General features: G+C 62.9%; 21 protein-coding genes. 11 read left to right on the top strand and 10 right to left on the bottom strand.

Translation table 11 applies throughout. The features are described from left to right. Positions 1 to 60 precede the first annotated feature (60 nt). Both AC15MQ_RS11275 and AC15MQ_RS11270 read left to right on the top strand, forming a co-directional pair. On the top strand, positions 61 to 2,229 hold the full coding sequence (locus AC15MQ_RS11275; protein ID WP_287653468.1) for a methyl-accepting chemotaxis protein: 2,169 nt from the start codon (positions 61 to 63) through the stop codon (positions 2,227 to 2,229). Between the two features lie 129 nt (positions 2,230 to 2,358). Beyond that, positions 2,359 to 7,746: a hybrid sensor histidine kinase/response regulator gene (locus AC15MQ_RS11270; RefSeq protein WP_287653467.1), complete on the top strand. Its 5,388-nt coding sequence runs from the start codon at positions 2,359 to 2,361 to the stop codon at positions 7,744 to 7,746. On the opposite strand, the gene AC15MQ_RS11265 is transcribed toward AC15MQ_RS11270, so the two are convergent. Then, the gene (locus tag AC15MQ_RS11265; RefSeq protein ID WP_287653530.1) at positions 7,724 to 9,172 is read right to left on the bottom strand and encodes a cryptochrome/photolyase family protein; all 1,449 of its coding nucleotides are present in this window, start codon (positions 9,170 to 9,172) and stop codon (positions 7,724 to 7,726) included. The two genes, AC15MQ_RS11270 and AC15MQ_RS11265, sit on opposite strands and share 23 nt — an antisense overlap. A 171-nt stretch (positions 9,173 to 9,343) precedes the next feature. On the opposite strand from AC15MQ_RS11265, the gene AC15MQ_RS11260 reads away from it, so the two are divergent. The 5 genes from AC15MQ_RS11260 to AC15MQ_RS11240 are packed head-to-tail and all read left to right on the top strand — an operon-like array spanning position 9,344 to position 13,108. Next, positions 9,344 to 9,904: a YqgE/AlgH family protein gene (locus tag AC15MQ_RS11260; protein WP_287653466.1), complete on the top strand. Its 561-nt coding sequence runs from the start codon at positions 9,344 to 9,346 to the stop codon at positions 9,902 to 9,904. Further along, a complete protein-coding gene (ruvX, locus tag AC15MQ_RS11255) occupies positions 9,897 to 10,403 on the top strand; it encodes a Holliday junction resolvase RuvX (protein WP_287653465.1) in 507 nt (168 codons plus the stop codon). Before AC15MQ_RS11260 ends, ruvX begins: the two co-directional genes overlap by 8 nt. After that, positions 10,390 to 10,896 (top strand): bifunctional pyr operon transcriptional regulator/uracil phosphoribosyltransferase PyrR, encoded by a 507-nt coding sequence (gene pyrR, locus AC15MQ_RS11250; protein ID WP_287653464.1) that lies wholly within the window; start codon positions 10,390 to 10,392, stop codon positions 10,894 to 10,896. The genes ruvX and pyrR overlap by 14 nt, the downstream gene beginning before the upstream one ends. After that, positions 10,889 to 11,848 (top strand): aspartate carbamoyltransferase catalytic subunit, encoded by a 960-nt coding sequence (locus AC15MQ_RS11245; protein ID WP_287653463.1) that lies wholly within the window; start codon positions 10,889 to 10,891, stop codon positions 11,846 to 11,848. The genes pyrR and AC15MQ_RS11245 overlap by 8 nt, the downstream gene beginning before the upstream one ends. 3 nt (positions 11,849 to 11,851) lie before the next feature. Then, entirely contained in the window at positions 11,852 to 13,108 is a 1,257-nt protein-coding gene (locus AC15MQ_RS11240; RefSeq protein ID WP_287653462.1) for a dihydroorotase, read from the top strand. A gap of 42 nt (positions 13,109 to 13,150) precedes the next feature. On the opposite strand, the gene AC15MQ_RS11235 is transcribed toward AC15MQ_RS11240, so the two are convergent. Genes AC15MQ_RS11235 through AC15MQ_RS11220 form a run of 4 tightly spaced genes read right to left on the bottom strand, consistent with a single transcriptional unit; the run spans position 13,151 to position 15,492 of the window. Beyond that, positions 13,151 to 13,441 (bottom strand): DUF167 domain-containing protein, encoded by a 291-nt coding sequence (locus tag AC15MQ_RS11235; protein ID WP_287653461.1) that lies wholly within the window; start codon positions 13,439 to 13,441, stop codon positions 13,151 to 13,153. Between the two features lie 4 nt (positions 13,442 to 13,445). Then, positions 13,446 to 13,991, bottom strand: a complete 546-nt coding sequence (locus tag AC15MQ_RS11230; protein ID WP_287653460.1) for a YggT family protein — start codon at positions 13,989 to 13,991, stop codon at positions 13,446 to 13,448. After that, the gene (gene proC / locus AC15MQ_RS11225) at positions 13,991 to 14,806 is read right to left on the bottom strand and encodes a pyrroline-5-carboxylate reductase (RefSeq protein WP_287653459.1); all 816 of its coding nucleotides are present in this window, start codon (positions 14,804 to 14,806) and stop codon (positions 13,991 to 13,993) included. The genes AC15MQ_RS11230 and proC overlap by 1 nt, the downstream gene beginning before the upstream one ends. Further along, entirely contained in the window at positions 14,803 to 15,492 is a 690-nt protein-coding gene (locus AC15MQ_RS11220; protein ID WP_287653458.1) for a YggS family pyridoxal phosphate-dependent enzyme, read from the bottom strand. Before AC15MQ_RS11220 ends, proC begins: the two co-directional genes overlap by 4 nt. 69 nt (positions 15,493 to 15,561) lie before the next feature. Here AC15MQ_RS11220 and AC15MQ_RS11215 point away from each other — a divergent pair, with 69 nt between their 5' ends. Together AC15MQ_RS11215 and AC15MQ_RS11210 are read left to right on the top strand one after the other, a co-directional pair. Next, positions 15,562 to 16,608 carry a type IV pilus twitching motility protein PilT gene (locus tag AC15MQ_RS11215; protein ID WP_483080150.1) on the top strand — a complete coding sequence of 349 codons (1,047 nt, stop codon included), beginning with the start codon at positions 15,562 to 15,564 and terminating at the stop codon, positions 16,606 to 16,608. Positions 16,609 to 16,635: 27 nt separating this feature from the next. After that, positions 16,636 to 17,772 carry a PilT/PilU family type 4a pilus ATPase gene (locus AC15MQ_RS11210; protein WP_287653455.1) on the top strand — a complete coding sequence of 379 codons (1,137 nt, stop codon included), beginning with the start codon at positions 16,636 to 16,638 and terminating at the stop codon, positions 17,770 to 17,772. Positions 17,773 to 17,859: 87 nt separating this feature from the next. Here the strand turns inward: AC15MQ_RS11210 and AC15MQ_RS11205 are convergent, their stop codons facing one another. The 3 genes from AC15MQ_RS11205 to AC15MQ_RS11195 are packed head-to-tail and all read right to left on the bottom strand — an operon-like array spanning position 17,860 to position 20,361. Continuing rightward, positions 17,860 to 19,023 carry a THUMP domain-containing class I SAM-dependent RNA methyltransferase gene (locus AC15MQ_RS11205; RefSeq protein ID WP_287653528.1) on the bottom strand — a complete coding sequence of 388 codons (1,164 nt, stop codon included), beginning with the start codon at positions 19,021 to 19,023 and terminating at the stop codon, positions 17,860 to 17,862. A 19-nt stretch (positions 19,024 to 19,042) separates the two neighbouring features. Next, on the bottom strand, positions 19,043 to 19,459 hold the full coding sequence (locus AC15MQ_RS11200; RefSeq protein WP_287653454.1) for a CopD family protein: 417 nt from the start codon (positions 19,457 to 19,459) through the stop codon (positions 19,043 to 19,045). Then, positions 19,450 to 20,361 (bottom strand): SDR family oxidoreductase, encoded by a 912-nt coding sequence (locus AC15MQ_RS11195; RefSeq protein ID WP_287653453.1) that lies wholly within the window; start codon positions 20,359 to 20,361, stop codon positions 19,450 to 19,452. The genes AC15MQ_RS11200 and AC15MQ_RS11195 overlap by 10 nt, the downstream gene beginning before the upstream one ends. Before the next feature lie 39 nt (positions 20,362 to 20,400). On the opposite strand from AC15MQ_RS11195, the gene AC15MQ_RS11190 reads away from it, so the two are divergent. After that, positions 20,401 to 21,489 (top strand): CDP-6-deoxy-delta-3,4-glucoseen reductase, encoded by a 1,089-nt coding sequence (locus AC15MQ_RS11190; RefSeq protein WP_287666304.1) that lies wholly within the window; start codon positions 20,401 to 20,403, stop codon positions 21,487 to 21,489. 84 nt (positions 21,490 to 21,573) lie between these two features. Next, positions 21,574 to 22,746, top strand: coding sequence for an EAL and HDOD domain-containing protein (locus AC15MQ_RS11185; protein WP_287653451.1), 1,173 nt, complete (start codon positions 21,574 to 21,576; stop codon positions 22,744 to 22,746). 20 nt (positions 22,747 to 22,766) lie between these two features. Here the strand turns inward: AC15MQ_RS11185 and AC15MQ_RS11180 are convergent, their stop codons facing one another. Both AC15MQ_RS11180 and AC15MQ_RS11175 read right to left on the bottom strand, forming a co-directional pair. Further along, a complete protein-coding gene (locus tag AC15MQ_RS11180; protein ID WP_287666306.1) occupies positions 22,767 to 23,471 on the bottom strand; it encodes an ABC transporter ATP-binding protein in 705 nt (234 codons plus the stop codon). A 14-nt stretch (positions 23,472 to 23,485) separates the two neighbouring features. Beyond that, entirely contained in the window at positions 23,486 to 24,262 is a 777-nt protein-coding gene (locus AC15MQ_RS11175; RefSeq protein WP_287653449.1) for an ABC transporter ATP-binding protein, read from the bottom strand.

Here is a 24,262-nt window from a genome sequence, read left to right as displayed (position 1 = left end):
TCACGGAGCCCCTGACGGCGACGAACGTCGCGGTCAGGGCTGTGTAACCGGAGAAGCAAGATGACCTTCAAACCCAAGCTGCCGGCTTTCTTGTCGCGGACGCCAGACCCGGCCGGTGAAACCATTTTGGTGCGCAGCACGCCGATGGAACCCGACGAGCCGGCGAGTAAAGGGACAGTGCCGTTGTCGCTTGCTTTCCTGCAGCGTTACCCGATAACTCAACAACTGCAGATCCTTGGCGGCTGCCTGGTGCTGGTCATGCTGTTCATTGCCGTCACGGTTTACCGCGACAGCCGGCAGGCGACCTACAACACCGCCTATATCGCCACCGCCGGCGAGATGCGGATGCTTTCGCAACGACTGGCCAAGGCTTCGAGCCTGGCCCTGCTGGGCGAGCCCCTGGCCTTCAAGCAACTGGCAGAATCGCGTGAAAGTTTCGCCAGCAACCTCGACCGCCTGACCAGCGGCGGTGAATTGGCCGGCACCCAGGTACCGCCTTCTCCGGATGGCGTGCAGCCACAGTTGGTGGCGCTGACGCAGTTATGGGACAAGACCGACAAGAACGCGGCTCGACTGCTCGAAATGGAGAAGAACCTGATCTCTCTCGGCAAGGAAGTCGCGATCATCAACGACAAGAATCCGCAACTGCTCGACCTGGCCGAACAGATCGCCGCTCTCAAGCTGCAAAGCAGTTCCGGAGTCCGTGAGATTGCTGCCGCCAATCTACTGGTCATGCTGACGCAACGGATCGCCAAGAACGCCAGCGCACTGCTGGTTGGCGATGCCATCGACCCGGAGATCACCTTTCTCCTGGGCAAGGACACGAATACCTTTCGCGACACGATACACGCCCTGGCCAAAGGCAGCGACACACTGCGTATCGCAGGCACCAATGACCCCGACACCAAGCTCAAGCTCGGCGAACTCGAAGCCAGCTTTGCGGAGTATCGCACCGCCGTTGGCGGCATTCTGGGTAACATGCAGAAGCTGATCATCGCCAAACAGGCGGGCTCGCAAATCTTCCGGGACAGCGAAGAGTTGCTTTCCGCCACCGACGAGTTGGCGCATTCCTACCAGAGCAGCGTCCTGAAAAGGACGGCCTATGGCGTCGTCCTGCTGGTGCTGATTCTGCTGGCCACCGGTCTGGTCGTCCTGCTGGCCGCGACCTACCTGGCAGAAACCCGGCGCCAGACCGAACAGGCAGAACAGGCCCGCCACGAGACGGAGTTGATCAACCGCCAGAATCAGGACGCCATCCTGCGACTGATGAATGAACTGGGCGACCTCGCCGACGGTGACCTGACGGTAACCGCTACCGTGTCCGAAGACATCACTGGCGCCATCGCCGACTCGATCAACTACACGATCGAAGAATTGCGGGTCCTTGTCGGCCGCATCAACGATGCCGCCGGGCGGGTGACGCTGGCGACGGAGCTCGCCCAGCAGACGTCTACCGAGTTGCTCGCTGCGGCCGAACGCCAGGCATCCGAGATCAAGTTTGCCGGCCAGTCGGTTCTGGCCATGGCCAGTTCGATGACCGGCGTGTCCGGCGACGCGAAGCAGTCGGCGACCGTTGCGCGGCAGTCGCTGGCGGCCGCGAGCAAGGGTGCGCAGGCGGTCCAGGACTCGATCAAGGGGATGAACAAGATCCGCGAGCAGATCCAGGAAACCTCGAAGCGCATCAAGCGGCTAGGCGAGTCGTCACAGGAGATCGGTGAAATCGTCGAACTGATCTCCGACATCACCGAGCAAACCAACGTACTGGCGCTCAATGCCGCCATCCAGGCCGCGTCTGCGGGGGAAGCCGGGCGCGGGTTCACCGTCGTCGCCGAGGAAGTGCAGCGCCTCGCCGAACGTTCCGGGGAAGCGACAAAGCAGATCGGGGCGATCGTCAGAACGATTCAGACCGACACTCAGGACACGGTTTCGGCGATGGAAGAGTCCACCCGCGGTGTGGTGGAAGGCGCCAGGCTCTCCGATGCCGCGGGTCAGGCCCTGGCAGAGATCGGCGAGGTCTCGAAGGCGCTCACCGAACTGATTCAGAACATTTCTGGCGCGACACGCCAGGTTGCCGACTCGGCGACCAATGTAGCCCGCAAAATGCAGGACATCCTGCTGGTCACCGGGCAGACCACGGCCGGTACCCAGAAGACGGCGACGGCAATTGGCGAGTTGGCCAGTCTGGCCACCGAACTGAAGGGCTCGGTGGCCGGCTTCAAGGTCGTCTGAGAACGACCGAACCACGCTAACCATCAGGCCGGGCAGCGCGATGCACGCGTACTGCCCGACCCCGCAGCAGATTGATGCACGGCCGCTGAGCCCTCGTGCCAAGAGACTGGACTGGAGAGACTGCCCCGGATGAGTGCCCCGACGGACTTCGATATCGGCCCGCTGACTTGGGTCAAGAGCGAGATCGACCTCGCCCTGGAGCGTGGCGAAAAGGCGTTGCAGAGCATGACTGCGAGTGCCGAGGATACGCACGGCGACCACACGCAAATCCGCTTCTGTCGCACTCATCTGCACCAGGTGCAAGGCGCCCTGACGATCGTTGGCCTGGACGGGGTTACCCAGTTTGCCGAAGCGCTGGAGTCGATGCTCGAGGCCATCGAGAGGGACGAACGCCCAGCCACTCCAGCGGTCATCGAACTGGCGCAACGTGCCATGGCGGCGCTTGGGCATTATCTCGCCGATCTGATCGGCGGCCAGCCGAACCAGCCTCTGCGGCTTTTGCCGTTGTACCGTGAAGTGCAGGCCGCACGCGGGCAGGAGAGGGTATTGGCAACGGATCTCTTCTTCCCCGACCTGCGCGTACGACCACCGCAACGAGCCGAGCGGACGGCGAAAATCGGTCGCAGCGAACTGCAGGCCCGCCTGCGTCAGCAAAGAGCCCATTTCCAGCGCGGTCTGCTCGGTTGGTTGCGTGCGCCCCAGTCCGGTGCCGGAGTTCCCGAGATGCTCGACGCCGTCAAGCGCATCGAGTCCCTCCAGGACGCCCCGTCCGCACGCGCCTTCTGGTGGATCGCCACCGCTTTCCTGACCGCGCTGGGTGAGCGCGCGCTACCGGCGGACGCCGATGCCAGGCAACTCTGCAGCCGTATCGACCTGCAGATCCGCCGCCTCCTCGAAGGTTCGAGCAATGTCGCCGAGCGCCTGGTGCGCGATGCCCTGTATCTGGTCAGCAACGCCCAGAGCAGCAGTCGCGCGGTGTGCCAGGTCAAGGACGCCTACCACCTGGCAGACCTGCTGCCCGGACCGGCAAGCGCTACTCCGATCGCCATGGAGTCGGTCCGCCGCCAGGTGCGTGAAGCGATCGCCGCTACAGAAGAAACCTGGAACAAGTTCTGCGCCGGAACAATGCAGGTTCTGCCGGTATTTCGGGCCAACACCACGACGTTGACCACGCTGGTCGACGAACTGGGTCACGCAGATTTCCGTCGCCTCGTGCATGCGATCAGCGAGGTGGCGGGCCTGCTGACGCATTCTCCATCGCGCCACAGCGAAGCTCTGGCCATGGAAACGGCGACGGCGATCCTGCTCGCGCAGCACGCGCAGGAGAACATGCAGTACCTGGGCAGCAGTTTCTCTCACCAGGTGGACGTGATGGTCGCCCGCCTGCACGACTGCATCGCGGGCACTCCGCCGAAGCCGGAATCCGAGCTTCCCTCACTCGACGAGATGTCGCGCCAGGCGCAGGAAAAGATGCTCGTCGGCCAGGTCGCCAGAGAAATCCAGAACAACCTTGCGCAGATCGAGCAGGTCCTTGACGGCTTCTTCCGCGACGCCGAAAAGAGTGCCGATCTGGGCAGCCTGGAAACACCGCTGCGACAGGTCATCGGCGCGCTCGCCATGATGCGCCATGACGGCGCGGTGACGGTTCTCCGCCAGTGCGCAACAGCCATCGAAAGCTTTGCGCAACCGGACTATGTCCCGCACGAGGCCGACTTCGTAGGCGTTGCCGAGCAATTGTCGCTGATCGGATTCTTTGTCGATGCGATGCAACACGGAGCCGCCGACTTCGAGACTTTTGTCAGCCAGATGCAGTCGGATGCGGCCAGAATATCCGTCGACGAAGAACCGGCGGCAACGGTCGAGCAGGAACTCGAGCAGCAGAAGCGCGAAACACACGCTCTGCTGGTGGCGCTCAAGGAACAGCCCGGCGATGCCGGTCTGCGTCAGGAGGTCCAGCAGAATCTGACGGCGCTGCAAAAGGACGCCGACCTGGTCGCCGACAAGGCACTCGGACAACAAACCAAGCATGTACTCACCGCGCTCGCTGCCGGCGGCGACGCCGCCCGGCAGATCGACGCGGCGATGGCAACGCTCAAACCGCAAGCACCCGAGGCACCGCCGCCCTCGGCACAGACCTTGCAGCTCTCGCAGGCCTCCACCGAAGAAGTCGATGCCGAACTTCTCGGAATCTTTCTTGAGGAAGCCGATGAAGTTCTGGCCAGCGTCGATGCCAACCTGCGGGCACTGAAGGACAAACCGCATGATGTCGAACTGCTGACCGCAATCCGTCGTTCGGCGCACACCCTCAAGGGCAGCGGTCGAATGGTCGGGCTCAGGGATCTCGGTGACGCCGCATGGGCAGTCGAGCAGGTTCTCAACCTCTGGTTGCGCCAGGAACAAGCGGTTACCCCGCCGCTCCTCGACCTGCTCGATCAGGCGTATGCCGTCTTTCTCGCCTGGATGACGCACCTCAAGACCGGGCAGGGGCACGCCCCCGACCCCAGCAGCATGATCGCGACCGCAACGTCATTGCGCGACGGCAGCGAATTGCCGATCGGCGTGCCGCCGGGCATGGCCTTGTCTACTGCTGGTGAAGGTGACGAGGCGCAGGCCACGCTGCCACCTTCGGCGGAAAGGGTTGTCGCATTGCCGGCGAGCGAGGAAGAAGCCGCTGCGCAGGGAACGCTGCCGCGCCTGTCGATCGCCCCCGCCCTGGCCGAGATCTTCAACGACGAGGCCGGTACGCACCTGTCCACGCTGCAGCGCGAGTTTGCACAGCTTGAGAACAACCTCGCAGCTACGACAACGCACGAAATGTACCGGGCCGCCCACACCCTTGCCGGCATCGCCGGCACGGTCGGTATCGCGGCGATCAACCGGCTCGGCCACGCCCTTGAGCTGGCTCTGGTACGGCGCAAGCTTACACCCCATCCCGAGAGCCTCGAAGCCCTGGAAACCGTTCGCCAGACGATCGCCGTCCTGTCTCTGATGCTTGCGGATGTCGCCCGCGACCACGAGCCGGAAGCGGCGCCGAGCCTGGTCGAAGCCCTCGATACGCTATACCCCGAGCCGGTGGTCGCGCCGACGTCCGCGCTTGCTGAAACCGACGCGCAAGCAGAGGCGGCAACCGCCGCCGCGCAGGTGGCGGTGCCGACGTCTGCGCCGCCGGCAGTTGCGGCGACGGAGGCAGTTGCGTTTGAGCTTCCGGAACTGCACGACGAACTGGACGAGCAACTGCTGCCCCTCTTTATCGAGGAAGCGCTCGACCTCAACCAGAACATCGCGGCGCAGTTGCATGCCTGGCGAAACAATCCCGCCGATAGCGAACCCGTCCGCCGCTTGGCGCGCTTGTTCCATACGCTCAAGGGCAGCGCCAGGATGGCCGGGGCGATGAATCTCGGTGAAATGACGCACGCCATCGAAACGCGCATGAGCGAAGCGCAGGATGCCGGTACCGCGCCACTGGACCTGATTGACGATATCGACAATGCCTTCGACGTGATTGTGCAGATTGTCGAGCACCTGCAGCGCGGGGAATCGTCCGAGGCACCCGTGGACATACCGGACGAAGCGGCGTCGCAACTGCCGACAGCGGCCCAGCCCACCCCCGATCTGGTCGCGGCTGGCGATCAGGGCAGCGTGGCGGTCACGGCCGAGACGCCAGACAGCGAAAGCGATGCCGCCGTCCAGCGCGCGATGCTGCGCGTGCGTGCCGACCTGATCGACCGGTTGGTCAACGAGGCAGGCGAACTGTCGATCGCCCGCTCGCGTATCGAAGGCGAGATGCGAGCGATCAAGGCGTCGCTGCTCGACCTCACCGAGAACGTCATCCGCCTGCGTCGGCAATTGCGCGACATCGAACTGCAGGCCGAACTGCAGATGCAGTCACGTGCGGCGCAGACCGGCGAGCACCACGCAGATTTCGATCCGCTCGAGTTCGATCGCTTCACGCGTTTCCAGGAACTGACGCGGATGATGGCCGAATCGGTCAACGATGTGGCTACCGTCCAGCAGAATCTGCTGAAAAACCTGGACGACGCCAACGCGGCGATCGTCGCGCAGGCACGCCTGAACCGAGAGGTTCAGCAGGAACTGATGTCGGTACGCATGGTGCCGTTTGCCAGCATTGCCGACCGCCTTTACCGTATCGTTCGGCAGGCGGGCAAGGAAGTCGGCAAACGCGCCAATCTGGAAATCAGTGGTGCGCAACTGGAACTCGACAGGACGGTGCTCGACAAGATGCTGGCGCCGCTCGAACACATGCTGCGCAACGCCGTCGCACACGGACTTGAAGACGCGCCGCTGCGCCTGGCCAAGGGCAAGCCGGAAATCGGCGAGATCTCGCTGAAACTGGCGCAGGAAGGCAACGAGATCATCCTCACCTTCTCTGATGACGGCACCGGCCTGGACCTTGACCGCTTGCGCGAGCGCGGTCTGCGCGCCGGCCTGCTGAGCGAAAGTGAAGCCGCCGACACGACACGCGTGGTGGATCTGATTTTTGCCCCGGGAATCTCGACGGCCAGTGAGGTGTCGCGCCTGTCCGGTCGCGGCATCGGGATGGATGTCCTCAAGAGTGAGGTGACCAGCCTGGGTGGCCGCATTGAAGTGCTGTCCGCCCCCGATCAGGGAACGACGTTCCGGCTTTATCTGCCGCTCACGCTGGCGGTGACCAAAGCCTTGCTGGTGCGCTCCGGCAACCGCGAGTACGCGATTCCTGCGGCGATGATCGAGCAGGTGCTCGACCTCAAGGAAAAGGGGCTGACCCGCATTCGCGAAGCGCGTGCCGCATCCTGGACGGGGAATCAGTATCCCTTCAGCTACCTGCCGCATCTCCTCGGCGAAACGCGTGCGCTGCCGGAGAAACATCAGCAGTATTGGGTCCTGCTGCTACGCAGCGGCACCCAGCGGGTCGCGCTGCAAGTCGATGAACTGCTGGGCAACCAGGAAATCGTGGTCAAGAACATCGGACCACAACTGGCCCGGGTCATCGGTGTCGATGGCGCCACCGTTCTCGGCAACGGCCAGGTGGTGCTGATTCTCAACCCGATCGCCCTGGCCAGTCGCGACCGCGCGGGGGCCGCGGTTTCGCCGGTGCCGACGGTACGTCAACCCACGGCTGCCGATCTGGTCACGGCCACACTGCCGACGGTAATGATCGTGGACGACTCGCTGACCGTGCGCAAGATCAGCAGTCGGCTGCTGGCACGCGAGGGCTACCAGGTGATGACCGCCAAGGATGGCGTCGACGCGCTCGAACAACTCGTCGCCGTGGTCCCGGACGTCATGCTGGTCGACATCGAGATGCCACGCATGGACGGATTTGAACTGACCCGAAACGTGCGTGCCGATGCGCGCCTGCAACAGGTGCCGATCATCATCATCACCTCGCGAACCGCTGACAAGCACCGTCAATACGCCCTTGAGCTCGGCGTGAACCACTATCTCGGCAAACCGTACCAGGAAGACGAATTGCTGCGCCTGGTAGCGGGGCACGTCAGGGCCCAGCGCCAGTCTTGACCACCGCGTAGCGCTGCAGTGTCCGATGCCTGGCCTGCGCATGGTCGACCAGCGGTGCCGGCGTGTCGCGACCGATGTGCACGCCGCAGGCGGCCTGCTGCGGCTCACTCATGCGCCATGGCGCATGCACCCACTGGTCCGGGACACTGGCCAGCTCGGGAAGATAACGACGGATGAACCTGCCGGCGGGATCAAAGCGCTCCGATTGCGTCACCGGGTTGAAGATGCGGAAATAGGGTTGCGCGTCGCAACCACTTGACGCCGCCCATTGCCACCCGCCATTGTTGGCCGACAGATCGAAATCGTTGAGCTGACTGGCAAAGTAGCTTTCGCCGCGCCGCCAGTCAATGCCCAGATCCTTGGTCAGAAAGGAAGCCACGAGCATGCGCAGGCGGTTATGCATGTAGCCGGTGCTGTTAAGTTGCCGCATGGCAGCATCGACCAGCGGATAGCCGGTGCGGCCAGCGCACCAGGCGGCGAAGGCCGCGTCCGCAAGCGGCCCCTGCTCCCAGACAATGGCGTCGTACTGCGGCTTGAACGAGCGCTCGCTGACGTATGGAAAGCGGTCGAGAATCATGAAGTAGAAGTCGCGCCAGACGAGTTCGGAAAGCCAGGTCGCTGCACCCCCGGTCGGCGCATGCAGGGCGCCGGCGGCAATCGCCTGCGCCACCAGCTCGCGGACCGAGAGGGTCCCGAAGCGCAGATGCACCGAGAGATACGACACCCCCTTGACCGCCGGGAAATCACGCTGCTCCCGGTACCGCGCCATGCGCCCCAGAAAGTCGCTCAGACGCTGCCGGCCACCGGACATTCCCGGCACGATGCCGATTGCGCGCAGATCGCTGGCGGCGAAACCGAGTTCCGCCAGCGTCGGCACGCCACCGCCCACCGGCGCCACGGCGAGCCCCTGGACTCGGCCGGCATGCGGCTGCCAGTCGTCCTCCCCGAGGCGCTTGAGCCAGGCGTTGCGGTAGGGTGTGAACACGGTATAAGGACGCCCGGCCTGCGTCAGCACCTCATCAGCGTCGAACAGCACCTGATCCTTGAACGACTCGAAGGCAATGCCGTCCGCCTGCAAAACCGTGGCGACCGCACTGTCACGTCGCTTGGCCAGCGGTTCATAGTCACGATTGGCAAACACCGCGGCCACACCAAGCGACCTCGCCAACTCGGGAATCTCTCGAGTGGCCCAGCCGTGGCGAACGATCAGTGCGCCGCCGCGTGCGCGCAGCGCTGCGTCGAGTTCGACCAGCGACTCGCGGATGAACTCGACGCGACGGTCGCTGCGTCGCTCCAGGGTGTCGAGAATCTCCCGGTCGAAAACGAAAGCGCAATAGGCCTGTCGTCCACGGCGCAGCGCTTCGGAAAGCGCGACGTGATCATAATCACGCAGATCGCGCCGAAACCAGACAAGAATCGCTTCCAACATCCTTCCCCCAATGGTAGAACCGGCCCGCGCGGACGTGCCCGTCGCGCCCCGGCCACCCTCTGGACAAGCACCAGGGGCCGCAAAATCAGGCATGATGTTCGTGTTTGCCTGCATCGGACAAGGCGATGAACGTTTGTGTCAGCCGCCAGCGCCGTTTAGAATGAGCCCATGCAAAGAATCAATCTGACGGACCATTTTCTCATTGCCATGCCGGCAATGGTGGACTCCTACTTCTCCAAGTCTCTGGTCTACGTCGCCGAACACAACGAGCGAGGTGCCCTCGGGGTAATCGTCAACCGGCCGATCGACATGAGCCTGGGTACGCTTCTCGAAAAAATCGACGTGCCCCTGGAGGTCGATGGTTTCGCCAATCTACCCGTTCTCTTCGGCGGCCCGGTGCAGACTGATCGCGGTTTCGTCCTCCATCGACCGGTCGGGCAATGGCAGTCTACGCTGGCGATCAACGACCAGGTCGGACTGACCAGTTCGCGCGACATCCTGCAGGCCGTCGCCCGCAGCGGCCAGCCACGCGATGTGATGGTGACCCTGGGCTATGCCGGCTGGGCTGCCGGGCAGCTCGAACACGAGCTGACGCAGAACGCCTGGTTGACCGTGCTTGCCGAACCGCACATTCTTTTCGAGCTCCCTTACGAGGAACGGCTGGCCTCGGCACTGGAACTGCTTGGCGTCAATCTCGCCAATCTCGCCGATGCCGCCGGCCATGCTTGAGCCAGCCCGCAAGTCCACCGGCACGGTCCTCGCTTTCGATTTCGGAGAAAAGCGAATCGGCGTCGCCGTCGGTGAGTGGCAGCTGCTGCAGGCACATCCGCTGACCACCATCCAGGGCACCGGCGACGGTGAACGTTTTTCCGCAATTGCCACCCTGATCCGTGAATGGCAGCCGACCAACCTGGTCGTCGGGCGACCGGTCGCGCTCGACGGCACGCCACACGCCATGACCGCGCGCTGCACGCGCTTCGCCAACCAGTTGCGCGGCCGCTTCGGACTAGGCGTGGCTTACGCCGAGGAACGGCTTTCTTCATGTGCCGCCGAGGAGCGGTTACGCAGCGCGGGTCACGACAGCCGCAGCGCCAGAAGGCATATCGACGCCGTCGCCGCGCAACTGATCCTGCAGGGCTATTTTGACGCCATGGCCGGGCAGACGCCTGACCTCGCCCTCCCCCCACCCCAATCTTCCATTGACCGCGAAACCGATGCCTGCATTTGATCTCCCCGACGCCGAAGCGCAATGTGCCGAACTGGCTGAACTGATCCGTCCACGATTGCAGCCGGACACGGTGCTGGTCGGCATCCACAGCGGCGGCGCCTGGGTTGCCCGACGCCTGCGCGAGCTGCTTGGATTGCGCAACGAAATCGGCCTGATCGACGTCTCGTTCTACCGCGACGATTACCGTGCCCGGGGCTTGCATGCCCGTGTCAAACCAAGCTCGATTCCCTTTGATGTCGAGGGCCGGCCATTGATCCTGGTGGACGATGTGCTCTACACCGGACGTACGACGCGCGCGGCAATCAACGAACTTTTCGACTACGGCCGCCCGTCCAGCATACAGCTCGCGGTTCTGGCTGATCGCGGACGCCGCCAGCTTCCGATCTGCGCCGATTACTGCGCCTGGCGAGTCGATCTCGATGCATCGCAGGAACTGATCCTTTCGGCGGAAACCGGTGATCGACTGCAGTGGAGCCTCGCCGAGCATGCATAATCCACAACTCAACGCCAACGGTGAGTTGACACACCTGCTGTCGATCGAGGGCCTGCCGCGGGCAGTGATCAATCACATTCTCGACACCGCATCGAGTTTCCTCAAGGTCTCCGACCGGAATGTCAAGAAGGTGCCCTTGTTGCGGGGAAAAAGCGTCTTCAACGTCTTCTTCGAAAATTCCACGCGCACGCGGACGACTTTCGAAATCGCCGCCAAACGGCTGTCTGCGGACGTGATCAACCTTGATGTCACGCGTTCTTCGACCGCCAAGGGCGAAACCCTGCTGGACACGGTAGACAACCTGGTGGCCATGCATGCCGACATGTTCGTCGTCAGGCACGCGGCCAGTGGCGCGCCGCACCTGATCGCCGACCACCTGCGCCGCCTCGGACGCAACGATGTGCATGTGGTCAACGCCGGCGATGGCAGCCACGCGCATCCGACGCAGGGGCTGCTCGACATGTATACGATTCGCCACTACAAGAAGGATTTCACCAACCTGGCGGTGGCGATTGTCGGCGATATTCTGCATTCGCGGGTCGCCCGTTCGGATATCCACGCATTGACCACCCTTGGCGCCGCCGAAGTGCGGGCTGTCGGCCCACAAACGCTGCTCCCGACCGCCATCGAGAGGATGGGCGTGCGTGTCTGCCACGATCTGGGCACCGGACTGCGCGATTGCGATGTGGTGATCATGCTGCGCCTGCAGAACGAGCGCATGAATGGCGCCCTGCTGCCTTCGGCCCGCGAGTACTTTCGCTGTTACGGCCTGACGCCCGCAATGCTGGCGCTGGCCAAACCGGACGCCATCGTGATGCACCCCGGGCCGATGAACCGCGGCGTGGAAATCGACAGCGATGTCGCCGACGGACCACAGGCAGTGATCCTGCCGCAGGTCACCTTCGGGATTGCCGTCCGGATGGCGGTCATGGGAATCCTGGCGGGGAACTGAGCGATGAACAGACAACACCTGCACCTGCGCAACGCTCGCCTGATCGACCCGAAAAACAGTCTTGATGCCCGCCTCGACCTGTTCATTGCCGATGGCCTGGTGGCGGGCATCGGCCAGCCACCGACCGGCTTCGCGGCGGCACGCAGCATCGACGCCAGCGGCCTGATCGCCTGCCCTGGTCTGGTTGACCTCTCCAGCCGGCTCGGTGGCATCGAACCCGAACTCAACGCAGCGGTCGCCGGCGGCGTCACCTCGCTCGCCTGTCCGCCAGACAGCAAACCACCGCTAGACGAACCGGGCCTCGTCGAACGGCTGGTTCGACGCAGCGAGACGCTCGGCCTGGCGCGCGTTTATCCCATCGGCGCCCTGACACAGCAACTGGCCGGCGAGAAACTCGCCGAAATGAACAGTCTGGCGCGCGCCGGTTGCATCGCTTTTTCACAAGCCAAACGGGCGATCGTCGACACCCAGTTGTTGCTGCGGGCGATGCAATACGCCGCCACTTTCGGCTATGCCGTGCGCTTGCGGCCGCAGGATCAGTTTCTCACCGGCGACGGCGTAGCCCACGATGGAGAGGTGGCTTCACGGCTCGGACTGGCCAGCATTCCGGTATCGGCCGAAACCGTCGCCATCGCCACGGCACTGCTGCTGGCATCCCAGACCGGGGTTCGCCTGCATCTTTCACGCCTGTCGTCAGCCGCAGGCATCGCCCTGATTCGCCAGGCCCGACGGTCCAATGTGCAGGTCACTTGTGACGTCGCGGTCCATCACCTGCACCTATCGGAAATGGACATCGGCTACTTCGACAGCAATGCCCGCTTCGACCCGCCACTGCGTTCGGCGAGCGACCGTGACGCGCTTCGCACCGCGGTTGCGGAAGGTCTGGCAGCGATATGTTCGGACCATACCCCGGTCGATGCAGACGGCAAGCAACTCCCGTTTGCCGAAGCCCTGCCCGGCGCGTCCGGACTCGAACTCCTGCTGCCGCTGACGCTGCAGTGGGCGGCGCAGGAAAAACTGCCGCTGGCTCTGGCGCTCTCCCGCATCACCTGCGATCCGGCCGCCATTCTCGGCATCGAGGCAGGTTCGCTGAGTGTCGGCAGTCCCGCCGACGTCTGCGTCTTCGATCCCGATGAAACCTGGCGCGTCACCCCGGATGCCTTGCGCAGCCAGGGCAAGAACACCCCGTTCATGGGTTACGAAGTCAGCGGTCGAGTGCGCATGACACTGGTCGGAGGACGCATCGTTTTCGAGGCCTGAGCCCTACCGCAGAACCTGGCGTGGCAGCAGACGCCTGCTCGCTCACTGCCCCAGCAGGCAGTGCCCGGCGTCGGGGCGCGCACCCGTAACCCGCAGCGACTTGCGTCGTGAGGTTAGGCCGCTTTTCAGTTCCACCGCCGAGCGTGCGAGGCCCAGCCGCTGGGCGATGAACGCCAGCAATGCGGCGTTGGCCCGGCCGTCTACCGCCGGCGCGGCGAGGCGGATTTTGAGGGCATCACCATACTCACCGGCCACCTCGCTGCGCTTCGCTCCAGGCTGAACATGAATGGTCAGGATGATCGCGCCGTCGACCTCGCGCAGCCAGTCGGGCACCGCGCTACAGAAAGATGAGCAGCAGTTGGGCGAGGACGATGGCAATCAGCGGCGACAGATCGATGGCGCCAATCGGGGGCACCACGCGCTGAATCGGTTGCAGGACGGGTCTCGTCAACTGCGACACCGGGTGGCTGAATGGGGAATAGGGATTGACCCACGACAGCACCGCCTGCGCCAACAGTGCGCCAATCAGCAGGTAGAGGCTGAGACGCAAGGTCGCCACGACGCCGCGCCACAACAGCAGGGGAATCAGACCCTGCGGCGACCAGGTTTCCATGGCGATGCCGCCACTCAGCACGAACACCGCGCAGGCAAACAGAACCTGCAGCACATAAGCCGGCAGCAGGCTTGCCAGATCGAGCCCGAATAATCCCGGTAGCACCTTGCGCAGCGGTCTGACCAGCCAGTTGGTCAATTCGACGACGAAAGTGCCGATCTGGTTGTTGAACGAGACGCGACAGGCCTGCATGTAGAAACGCAGGAGCAGGGCAAAAGTCAGAAAACCAGTCAGCGCTTCAATCAGAAACAGGCTGGCCTGGATGATCATCAGGCGTCCCCGCCAAGCAGCTCGCCCAACTCGCGACCACGCGCATTGGCGGCAAAGACCCCGGCGATGAAACCCTCCTTGACACCGCGCTCGGCCATCGTCCGCAATGCCGCCTCGGTGGTGCCGCCTTTGGAGGTCACTCGCTCCCGCAGCACGCTGGCCGCTTCGTCGGACTGCGAGGCCAGCTTGGCGGCCCCGAGTACGGTATCGATCGAAAGTTGACGCGCCTGTGCCGGCGTCAGTCCCAGTTCCTTTGCTGCCTGCTGCAGGGCCTCGATGAACAGGAAGACATAGGCCGGCCCACTCCCCGAGATGGCGGTCACTGCGTCCATCTGCGCTTCGTCGGCAATCCACAGCGTGCTGCCGACCGCCTGCAGAATGCGCTCGGCACCGAGTCGCTCAGCCATCGACACCCCCGGCAAGGCATACAGGCCGGTCACGCCGGCGCCAATCAAGGCAGGGGTGTTGGGCATCGCGCGCACGATCTTGCCGTAACCACCCAGCCAGCGTGAAACGTCTGCCAGGCGCAGACCGGCAGCGATGCTGATGATCAATTGCTGCTTGAGATGGCGAAGCAGCGGCTCACAAGCGTCCCGCAACTGCTGCGGCTTGACGGAAAGCAGCACCGCATCGCAGTCGAGAGCCGCCGCCGTCGGCGCTTCGTAACAGCGCACACCGTACACCAACCGCAACTTGGCTCGCCCCTGCGCACCGAGTTCAATGACGGCGATGTCGGCTGCCGAAAAACCGGTCTTCACCAGGCCACCGATCATCGCGTTGGCCATATTGCCACCGCCAAGGAAAGTGATCTTCATGCTGTGTTTCTCTCACCAAAAATTGCGGTGCCAACACGCACCAGCGTCGCCCCTTCGGCAATGGCTGCTTCCAGGTCGTGTGACATACCCATCGAAAGTGTATCAAGCTGCAGACCATCGGCCTGCAATCGCTCGGAAAGTTCCCGCAAACAGCGGAAAGGTTGGCGCTGCGTCATGAAATCCCCGCTCGGCGCCGGCACGGCCATCAGGCCACGCAGGCGTAGTCGCGGCAGCGCCGCGACTGCCTGCGCCAGGGTCGGTGCTGCTGCGAGGGAAACACCACCTTTCGTTGCCTCGCCGCTGATGTTGACCTGCAGGCAGACCGACAACGGGGGCAGCGAGTCTGGACGTTGTTCGGAGAGGCGCTGCGCAATCCGCAGCCGGTCCACCGAATGCACCCAGTCAAAAGACTCGGCGACGATGCGCGTCTTGTTGCTCTGCAGCGAACCAATGAAATGCCAGTCCAGCCGCAGCGGACGTAACGCGGTAATCTTGTCAACCCCTTCCTGAACATAACTCTCGCCAAATGCCCGCTGGCCGGCGGCGGCCAGTTCAGCCACCGACGCGGCGGGCCACGTCTTGCTTACAGCGAGCAGCAGTACCTTGGCGGGATCACGGCTGTGCTGCTGCGCAGCGCGCGCGATTCGCGCGAGAACGTCTTGCAGCCTGGCACCAAGTGTGGTCATAATCGGATGTTGCGGAAATTTACGAGAGTATAGCACCGCGCCCTGCCCACCGCCCGAGGACGAAAACGGATGGACATCACCGAACTACTTGCGTTCAGTGTCAAGAACAAGGCCTCCGACCTCCATCTGTCTGCGGGCCTGCCACCGATCATCCGGGTCAACGGTGACGTGCGGCGGATCAACCTGCCGGCGATGGAGCACAAGGACGTGCACGCCATGGTCTACGACATCATGAGCGACGTTCAGCGCAAGCAGTACGAGGACACGCGGGAATGCGATTTCTCGTTCGAGATTCCCAATCTGGCGCGTTTCCGGGTCAACGCTTTCGTCCAGAATCGCGGTGCCGGGGCGGTATTCCGGACGATTCCGTCGAAGGTGCTGACGCTCGAAGAACTGAACTGCCCGAAGATCTTCAAGGACATCTCCGATTATCCGCGAGGCATCGTGCTGGTCACCGGGCCTACCGGCTCGGGCAAGTCGACCACCCTGGCGGCGATGATCAATCATGTCAATGAAAATTCGTATAGCCACATCCTCACCGTCGAGGATCCCATCGAGTTTGTGCACCAGTCGAAGAAATGCCTGATCAACCAGCGTGAGGTCGGCCCGCATACACTGTCATTCCAGAACGCTCTGCGCTCGGCCTTGCGCGAAGATCCGGACGTGATCCTGGTCGGTGAGTTGCGCGACCTCGAGACCATCCGTCTGGCGTTGACCGGTGCGGAAACCGGGCACCTGGTCTTCGCCACCCTGCATACCTCGAGCGCCGCCAAGACGATTGACCGCGTAATCGACGTCTTCCCCGCCGCCGAAAAGGAAATGGTTCGCTCGATGCTTTCCGAATCCCTGCGGGCGGTGATCTCGCAGACCCTGCTCAAGACCAAGGACGGCCAGGGCCGCGTCGCGGCGCATGCGATCCTGATCGGCACACCGGCGATCCGCAACCTGATTCGGGAAAACAAGGTGGCACAAATGTATTCGTCCCTGCAGACCGGGCAACAGCACGGCATGCAGACGCTCGACCAATGCCTGGTCGACATGGTCCGACGCAATGTCGTTTCGGCAGCCGAAGCTCGCAACAAGGCGGCCAATAAAGACACTTTCCCCGGCCTTTAAGCCAGTCTTGCGAGCAGGAGGTAATGCGTGGAAACTGACCAGGCGTTAAAATTCATGCACGAACTGCTGCGACTGATGACGCAGAAAAACGGTTCGGACCTCTTCATCACGGCAAACTTCCCGCCGGCGATCAAGATCGACGGCAAGGTGGTACCGGTTTCCAACCAGCCCCTGCTGCCGCAGCACTCCGCTGAACTCGCGCGTTCGATCATGAACGATCGGCAAGCCTCCGATTTCGAAGCCACAAAGGAATGCAACTTCGCCATCTCGCCGACGGGCATCGGCCGCTTCCGTGTCAGCGCTTTGGTACAACAGGGCAAGGTCGCCATCGTCTGCCGCACCATCAACCTGGTCGTACCGTCCCTCGACGAGCTCGGCCTGCCGCCGGTACTCAAAGACATCGCGATGACCTTGCGCGGCCTGGTCGTTTTTGTCGGGGGCACCGGCACCGGCAAGACCACCTCCCTGGCGGCACTCGTTGATCACCGCAACCGCAATAGTCAGGGTCACATCATCACCATCGAAGACCCGATCGAGTTCGTCCACGAGCACAAGAAATGCATCGTCACCCAACGCGAGATCGGTGTTGATACCGAGAGTTGGGAAATCGCGTTGAAGAACACGCTGCGGCAGGCACCGAACGTGATCATGATGGGCGAAATCCGCGATCGCGCGACCATGGACTACGCCATCGCCTTCGCCGAAACCGGGCATCTCTGCCTCGCGACGCTGCATGCCAACAGTACCAACCAGGCCATTGACCGGATCATCAACTTCTTCCCCGAGGAACGCCGCCACCAGTTGCTGATGGACCTGTCGCTGAACCTGCGGGCCATGGTTTCGCAGCGGCTGCTACCGAAGAAGGACGGCAAGGGACGTGCCCCGGCAATCGAGATCATGCTCAACTCGCCACTGATTTCAGACCTCATCTTCAAGGGCCAGGTGCAGGAAATCAAGGAGGTCATGAAAAGGTCGCGCGAACTGGGCATGCAGACCTTCGACCAGGCGCTGTTCGATCTGTACGAAGCCGGCCAGATCAGCTACACCGATGCCATGCGCAACGCCGACTCGCTCAACGACCTGCGCCTGCAGATCAAGCTGCATGGCAAGGAATCGAAGGATCGGGACCTGACCGCCGGCATCGGACATCTGGACATCATTTGACTTGCCAGTGGTGGCAGGAAACCCGGTGACCGCCGTGTCCCGGCCGCAACCGGTTCTGCCGTCAGCAGCCAGTACACCGACTGACGGCTACACCGGCGGCGTCGCGGCCGTACCTCGGTTGCTGCCGGCCACCATCCGGAATTCATAGAGGCGGCATTCGAGCGCGCCATTGAACAGGGGCGTCTTCCTGCTTGGTGTCAGGCGCATCAACTTCGGCAAACGCGTGTCGGCGCTCAACAGGTAGCAGTTCCAGCCCGCGAACCGGCGCTTCAGGGCACTGCCGAGCAAGGGGTAGAACTCGGCCAGTTCGTCATGATCGGACACGCGCTCGCCATAAGGGGGATTGCTGACCAGGATGCCATGACTGGCAGGGGCGCTGATTTCGAGCAGATCGCCAGTACTGAGCGTGACCGCGGGCAGAAGGCCGGCGCGATCGAGGTTGGCCAGCGCCGCACGCACGGCGACTGGTGACAGGTCGCTGCCGAAGATTCCGACGTGGTCAGCACTTTTCTCCCCGGCCTGTGCGGCATCGAGCAGCCGTTTCCAGGCTGCCGCATCAAACTGGCGCAGCCGTTGGAAAGCGAAGCTCCGTCCGGCCCCTGGCGCAATGCCGAGTGCGATCTGCGCCGCTTCGATCAGGAAGGTGCCGCTGCCGCACATCGGGTCGAGCAGCGTGACCCCCGGATGCCAACCGCTGAGGCGGAGAATACCCGCGGCCAGGTTTTCCTTCAGCGGCGCATCCACGGTCTTCTGGCGACAACCACGCTGGTACAGGGGGGCACCCGAGGTATCGAGATAAAGCGTACAGTCCTCGCTGCCAAGGAAACCGTGTACCCGCACGTCCGGTTGACGCGTATCGACGCTCGGGCGCTTCCCCGTATCGCGGCGGAAACGGTCGCAGATCGCATCCTTGATGCGCAGGGTCACGAAATCAATGCTCTTCAGAGCGCTTTTTACGGCAGTCACATCGACCCGAATGGTCTGCTCGGAATCAAAACTGCGTGGCCACGACGTCTCCAGTGCCAGGCGGTAGATGTCGTCCTCGGTGCGGTAAGGCGCATGTGCCACCCGCCACAGGATGCGCGTGGCAATTCGCGAGTGCAGATTGGCCCGGTAGCAAACCGTCCACTCGGCACGAAAATGCACGCCTCCGGAGATCTGTTTGAGGTCCCGCGCTCCGGCCGCCGAAAGATCGTCAACCAGCAGTTGTTCCAGGCCGCGCGGGCAACTGGCAAAGAATGTTTCCACAATTGTCTCCTGGCCAGGTGAACTAAAACGGCTTGAGAACGGCAAGGTAAGTCACCGCCAGCAGGACCAGCACCGGCATTTCGTTGAACCAGCGGAACCAGACGTGGCTACGCACGTTGCGGCTGGCGCGAAAGTCGCGCAACAGCCGACCACAATAGGCGTGGTAGGCCAGCAGCCCCACCACCAGAGTCGTCTTGAGGTGCAGCCAGCCACCTGAAAAGCCGAAGCCAAACCACAGCCAGCACCCGAGAGCGACTGCCAGAACAGCGATCGGGGTCATGAAACGATAGAGCTTGCCAGCCATCAGCAGCAAGCGATCGCGTTCGGCGACGCTGTCCGGTGCAACCATCGCCAGGTTGACGAAAATGCGCGGCAGGTAGAACAGGCCCGCAAACCAGCTGACCACCATCCACAGATGCAGAACCTTGACTATGAGCACCAGTTTTTCCTTTCGATCCGCGCCGCTGCCACGCCATCCTCGACACGCGCATAACGCAATTTCACCCGCAGTTCCTGTTTGATCCGCTGGTTGAGCAAACGCCGTGATTCACTCATGAACGAGAACTGCAGGGGCGAGAGCCGCTCCTCGGCCTCGCGACGCGACAGGCGCGGTGCCCTCGGCAAACCGAAACCATCGGCCACCAGATCAAAATAGTCCCCCATCTTGATCTGCGAATCGTCTGTCGCATTGTACGTGCGGTTGTTGCGTCCATAACGAACTGCAGCGCAAGTCAACATCGCCAGATCGTCGGCATGAATATGGTTGGTATACACGTCGTCCGGCGCGTACAGGGCGGGAATACCCTTGCGCAACCGCTCGATCGGCAGGCGATCGGCGGCATAAATGCCGGGGGCACGCAGAATGCTGACCACCACCCCACGGCGCCCGAAGGCGCGCAACTGGCGTTCGGCGTCAACCCGGCGACAGGCTCGGGCCGTGGCTGGCCGCAAGGCATGCGTCTCGTCAATCAGATCGCCGTCGCAATCGCCGTACACACCGGTGGTGCTGATGTACACGATTCGCTGTGGTAGACTCCAGCCGCGGGCCAGGGCGGCGAGCAGGGCGCTGGTCCGGGTATCGCGCCCGTCACCGGTGACACGGCGGCACTTGTCCGCGGCCGCCGGCGGTGCCAGATACAGGATGATGTCGGCCAGACCGGCGATGCGCTGCAGGCTGTCTGGCTGATCGAGGTCGGCAAGCACGGGACTGGCCCCGTGTTCGCGCCAGAAGGCGCGCTGGGACGGGTCGCGCAACAGCGCGAAAACACGGTAATGGCCGCGCAGGCGGGGCAGGATGCGGCGGGCAATGTCACCGCAGCCGACGATCAAAAGTTTTTGCACTGCGCAATTTTACCGGATTGGGACATCAGCGGAGAGGCAATGGGTTTTCAGGTCAGTGTCGAACCTGGCCGGCACAGTTTTCAAGCCGAGTCCGACGAAACGATTCTCGAAGCAGCACTACGCCAGGGGCTGAGCCTTCCTTACGGCTGCCGCAATGGTTTCTGTGGCAGTTGCCGAGGCAAGGTGCTGACGGGAGGAGTGGAGCACGGCGCGGCACCCGTCGAGGTACTCAGTAACGCCGATCGCGCGGCCGGCTTCGCCCTCTTCTGCTGCGCCATGGCCAGAAGCGATCTGCGCATCGAAAGCCGGGAAGTTCGCTCGTTTGAAGACATCCCGATCCGCACCTTGCCGGCGCGAGTGCAGCGGCTGACGCGCGCAGCTCCCGACGTGATGATCGTCGAACTCAAACTGGCGGCCAACGAGCGGCTGCAGTTTCTCGCGGGACAGTATGTGGACATCCTCCTCAAGGATGGGCGCCGCCGTGCTTTTTCGCTGGCCAACGCCCCGCATGCGGACACCTGCCTGCAGTTGCACATCCGGCACGCACCGGGCGGACAGTTCACCACCCAGGTTTTCGAAACCATGAAGGAACGCGACATCCTCCGCCTGCGTGGACCACTGGGAACTTTCATTCTGCGCGAGGAATCGCCGAAACCCATGCTGCTGATTGCCGGCGGCACCGGATTTGCGCCGATCAAGGCGATCGTCGAACATGCCGTCGCTGAAACCAACGCCAGACCGATGCACATCTATTGGGGTGGGCGCCAACGTGCCGATCTCTACCTGCTGCAACTTGCCGAGCAGTGGCCAGTGGAACATGCGCACATCCGCTTCACCCCGGTGCTCTCCGACGCCACCACGGCAGACCGCTGGAATGGTCGCCGCGGCCTGGTTCACGAGGTGGCGATGGCCGATCACCCCGACCTTTCCGAACACCAGGCCTACGTCTGTGGTTCCCCGGCAATGGTCGCTGCTGCAAGACGGGATTTCGTGGCTCGATGCCGATTGCCTGCGGAAGAGTTCTTCGCCGACTCCTTCGAGTTTGCTGCCGATACGCTGAATGCCATGGTCACCAGTCCGCATCCGGCAAGTCGCGCTGATGCCTTGTCCTTACCTTCCGGATCATGAATACCATGACCTTCCCCCTCACCTCGCCCCCCGCATTCGCGAAGTGCGGGCTTCGAGAATCGCTGTCAAGTGGATTCGAAACGCATGACTGAAGTCTTCATGTCCCGTCAACCGCTGGTCAATCGCCAGCGCCGGATCATCGCCACGCGCCTGACACTGCATCTGGAAAGCGGGGGCATGCCGGATGCGGTAAACGCCCTCAGCGCGCTGGCAAGCGTCTGGCCACAGGGGGAAAAACCGGTATTCGTCAGCTGCGGCCGGACCCCATGTGACGCCAGCCTGCTCGACTGGTCGGCCCCCGAAAATGCGACCATCGAATTGCCGGCTGCGGCGCTACTTGATCAGAACGGCCCCGATCTGATCGCCGCACTGCAGACCTGGCAACCGACGGTCTGCCTGCATTTCGATCCGCAGGCGACGCAGGCCTTGTCGGCCGGCGTCGCCTGCCGCTTCATCGGCTTCGACGCGCAGCATTTCGCTCTGGCCCAACTCAAGCTGCTCGCTGCGCGAACGCGAACTTACGGCATGGGCATCGCTTTCAATGTCGAAAATACTGCGGATTTTCGCGCCTGTGTGGATGCCGGAATGACTGCCGCCGCCGGATGGTTTTTTACGGCACCCAGCAGCACGCCTGCGAAAGCCCTCAATCCGGGGCAGGCGAATATCGTGCGGGTACTCAACCTGGTCCGCCACAACGCCGACATCCGGGAAATCGAAGCCGCACTCAAGCAGGATGTCGCGATTTCCTACAAGCTGCTGCGCTACATCAATTCAGCCGGTTTTGGCTTGTCCTGCGAGATCCAGTCCTTCCGCCATGCAGTCAGCATGCTCGGATACGACAAGCTGAACCGCTGGTTGTCATTGCTGCTGGCAACTGCAAGCAAGGACCCGATGGCACCCGCCTTGCTGTACACGGCGCTGCTACGGGCACGCCTGATGGAATTGCTGGCCAACGGCCTGGTCGAACCATCGGAATACGACAACCTGTTCATCACCGGTGCGTTTTCCTTGCTCGAAACCTTGCTCGGCATCGGCATGGAGCAGGCACTGGAAACCATGCGCCTGCCCGAGCCCATCTGCGATGCTCTGCTGGGCAACGGCGGACGCTACAAACCCTTCCTTGATCTGGCCCTGGCCAGTGAAGGCGATGATGGTCAGAACATCGCCACGCAGGCAGGCATGCTTGGCCTGACGGCCAGCCAGTTCAACCGGGCGCAGTTGCAGGCCCTATCTTTCGCCGACGCGATGGAGTTCTAGGGCTTCCGGGATCCGGACGTCTATTCCCCCAGATAGGCGGCGCGGACCTTGGGATCGGCAAGCAGCCGCCTTGACTCATCGGTCACAGTGATCTCGCCACTTTCCATGACGTAGCCGCGCTGACTGACTTCCAGCGCAAGTTTGGCATTCTGCTCGACGAGCAGAATGGTCATCCCTTCGCTGGCGACCGTGCGAATCACTTCGAAAATCTTTTGCACCATAATCGGAGCGAGGCCCATCGACGGCTCGTCGAGCAGCATCAGCCGTGGTTTGCTCATCAGCGCGCGTCCGATCGCCAGCATCTGCTGCTCGCCACCCGAGAGCGTTCCTGCCAATTGCTGAGCCCGTTCCTTCAGCCGTGGGAAATGTCCAAGAACATGCTCGAGGTCGCGTTCGACGCCACTCCTGTCGTTGCGAGCGTAGGCACCCATGCGCAGGTTCTCGATACTGCTCATGCGCGGGAAGACACCCCTGCCCTCGGGAACGAGTGCGATTCCTGCGCTGACCAGCGCGTGTGGCGGCAAGGACAAAAGTTCCTTGCCGCGATAGCGGACGCTACCGCCTGCCGGATCGAGCAATCTTGCCAGGGCGCGCAAGGTGCTGCTCTTGCCGGCACCATTCGCACCGATCAGAGCCACCATCTCGCCTTCATTGACATGAAAGGTAATGCCGCGAACGGCCTGGATACCACCGTAGGAAACGCGCAGTCCGTTAACTTCGAGCATGATTCATCGCTCCTTCAGGCTACCGAGCCACCGAGGTAGGCCTCGACGACACGCGCATCCTTTTGCACCACAGCCGGCACGTCCTCGCAGATCTTCTCGCCATAGTCGAGCACCGCAACCCTTCCGCACAAACCCATGACCAGTTTGACGTCATGCTCGATCAGCAACACCGTAACCCCGTCGCGACAGATACCCTCGACCAGCACGCGCAAGGCTTCGGTTTCGGTGCCGTTCATCCCGGCTGCCGGCTCGTCGAGCGCCAGCAGCTTCGGTTCGGTCGCCAGTGCGCGAGCAATCTCCAGGCGTCTCTGGTCTCCGTACGAAAGATGTTTTGCATAGTCGTGCGCGCGCGCGTGAATGCCGACATAGTGCAGGAGTTCTTCCGCGCGACGAGCAATCCCCGCCTCTTCGGCACGCGTCGCCGGATTGCGAATGATCGCCCCGACAACGCCGGCGCGCGTGCGCAAGTGGCGGCCGACCATGACATTTTCGAGGGCCGTCATGTTCCCGAACAGGCGGATGTTCTGAAATGTGCGGGCGATCCCGACGGCCGCGGCCTTGTGCGGCGCATCCGCCTGAAGTCTGACCCCGTCAAAGATGAAGTGACCACCCTCGTTTCGGTAAAGTCCGGTAAGACAATTGAAAAAAGTGGTCTTGCCCGCCCCGTTCGGACCGATCAGCCCATAGATCTCGCCCCGCCGTATGGTCAGGGAAACATCATGCAAAGCCTTGACCCCGCCGAAGTGCTTGGCCACCGCGTGAGCCTCAAGCAACAACTGTTGTTCGCTCAT

The sequence above is a fragment of the Candidatus Accumulibacter propinquus genome (assembly GCF_056856495.1).
This window is presented reverse-complemented; position numbering and strand designations above follow the sequence as displayed.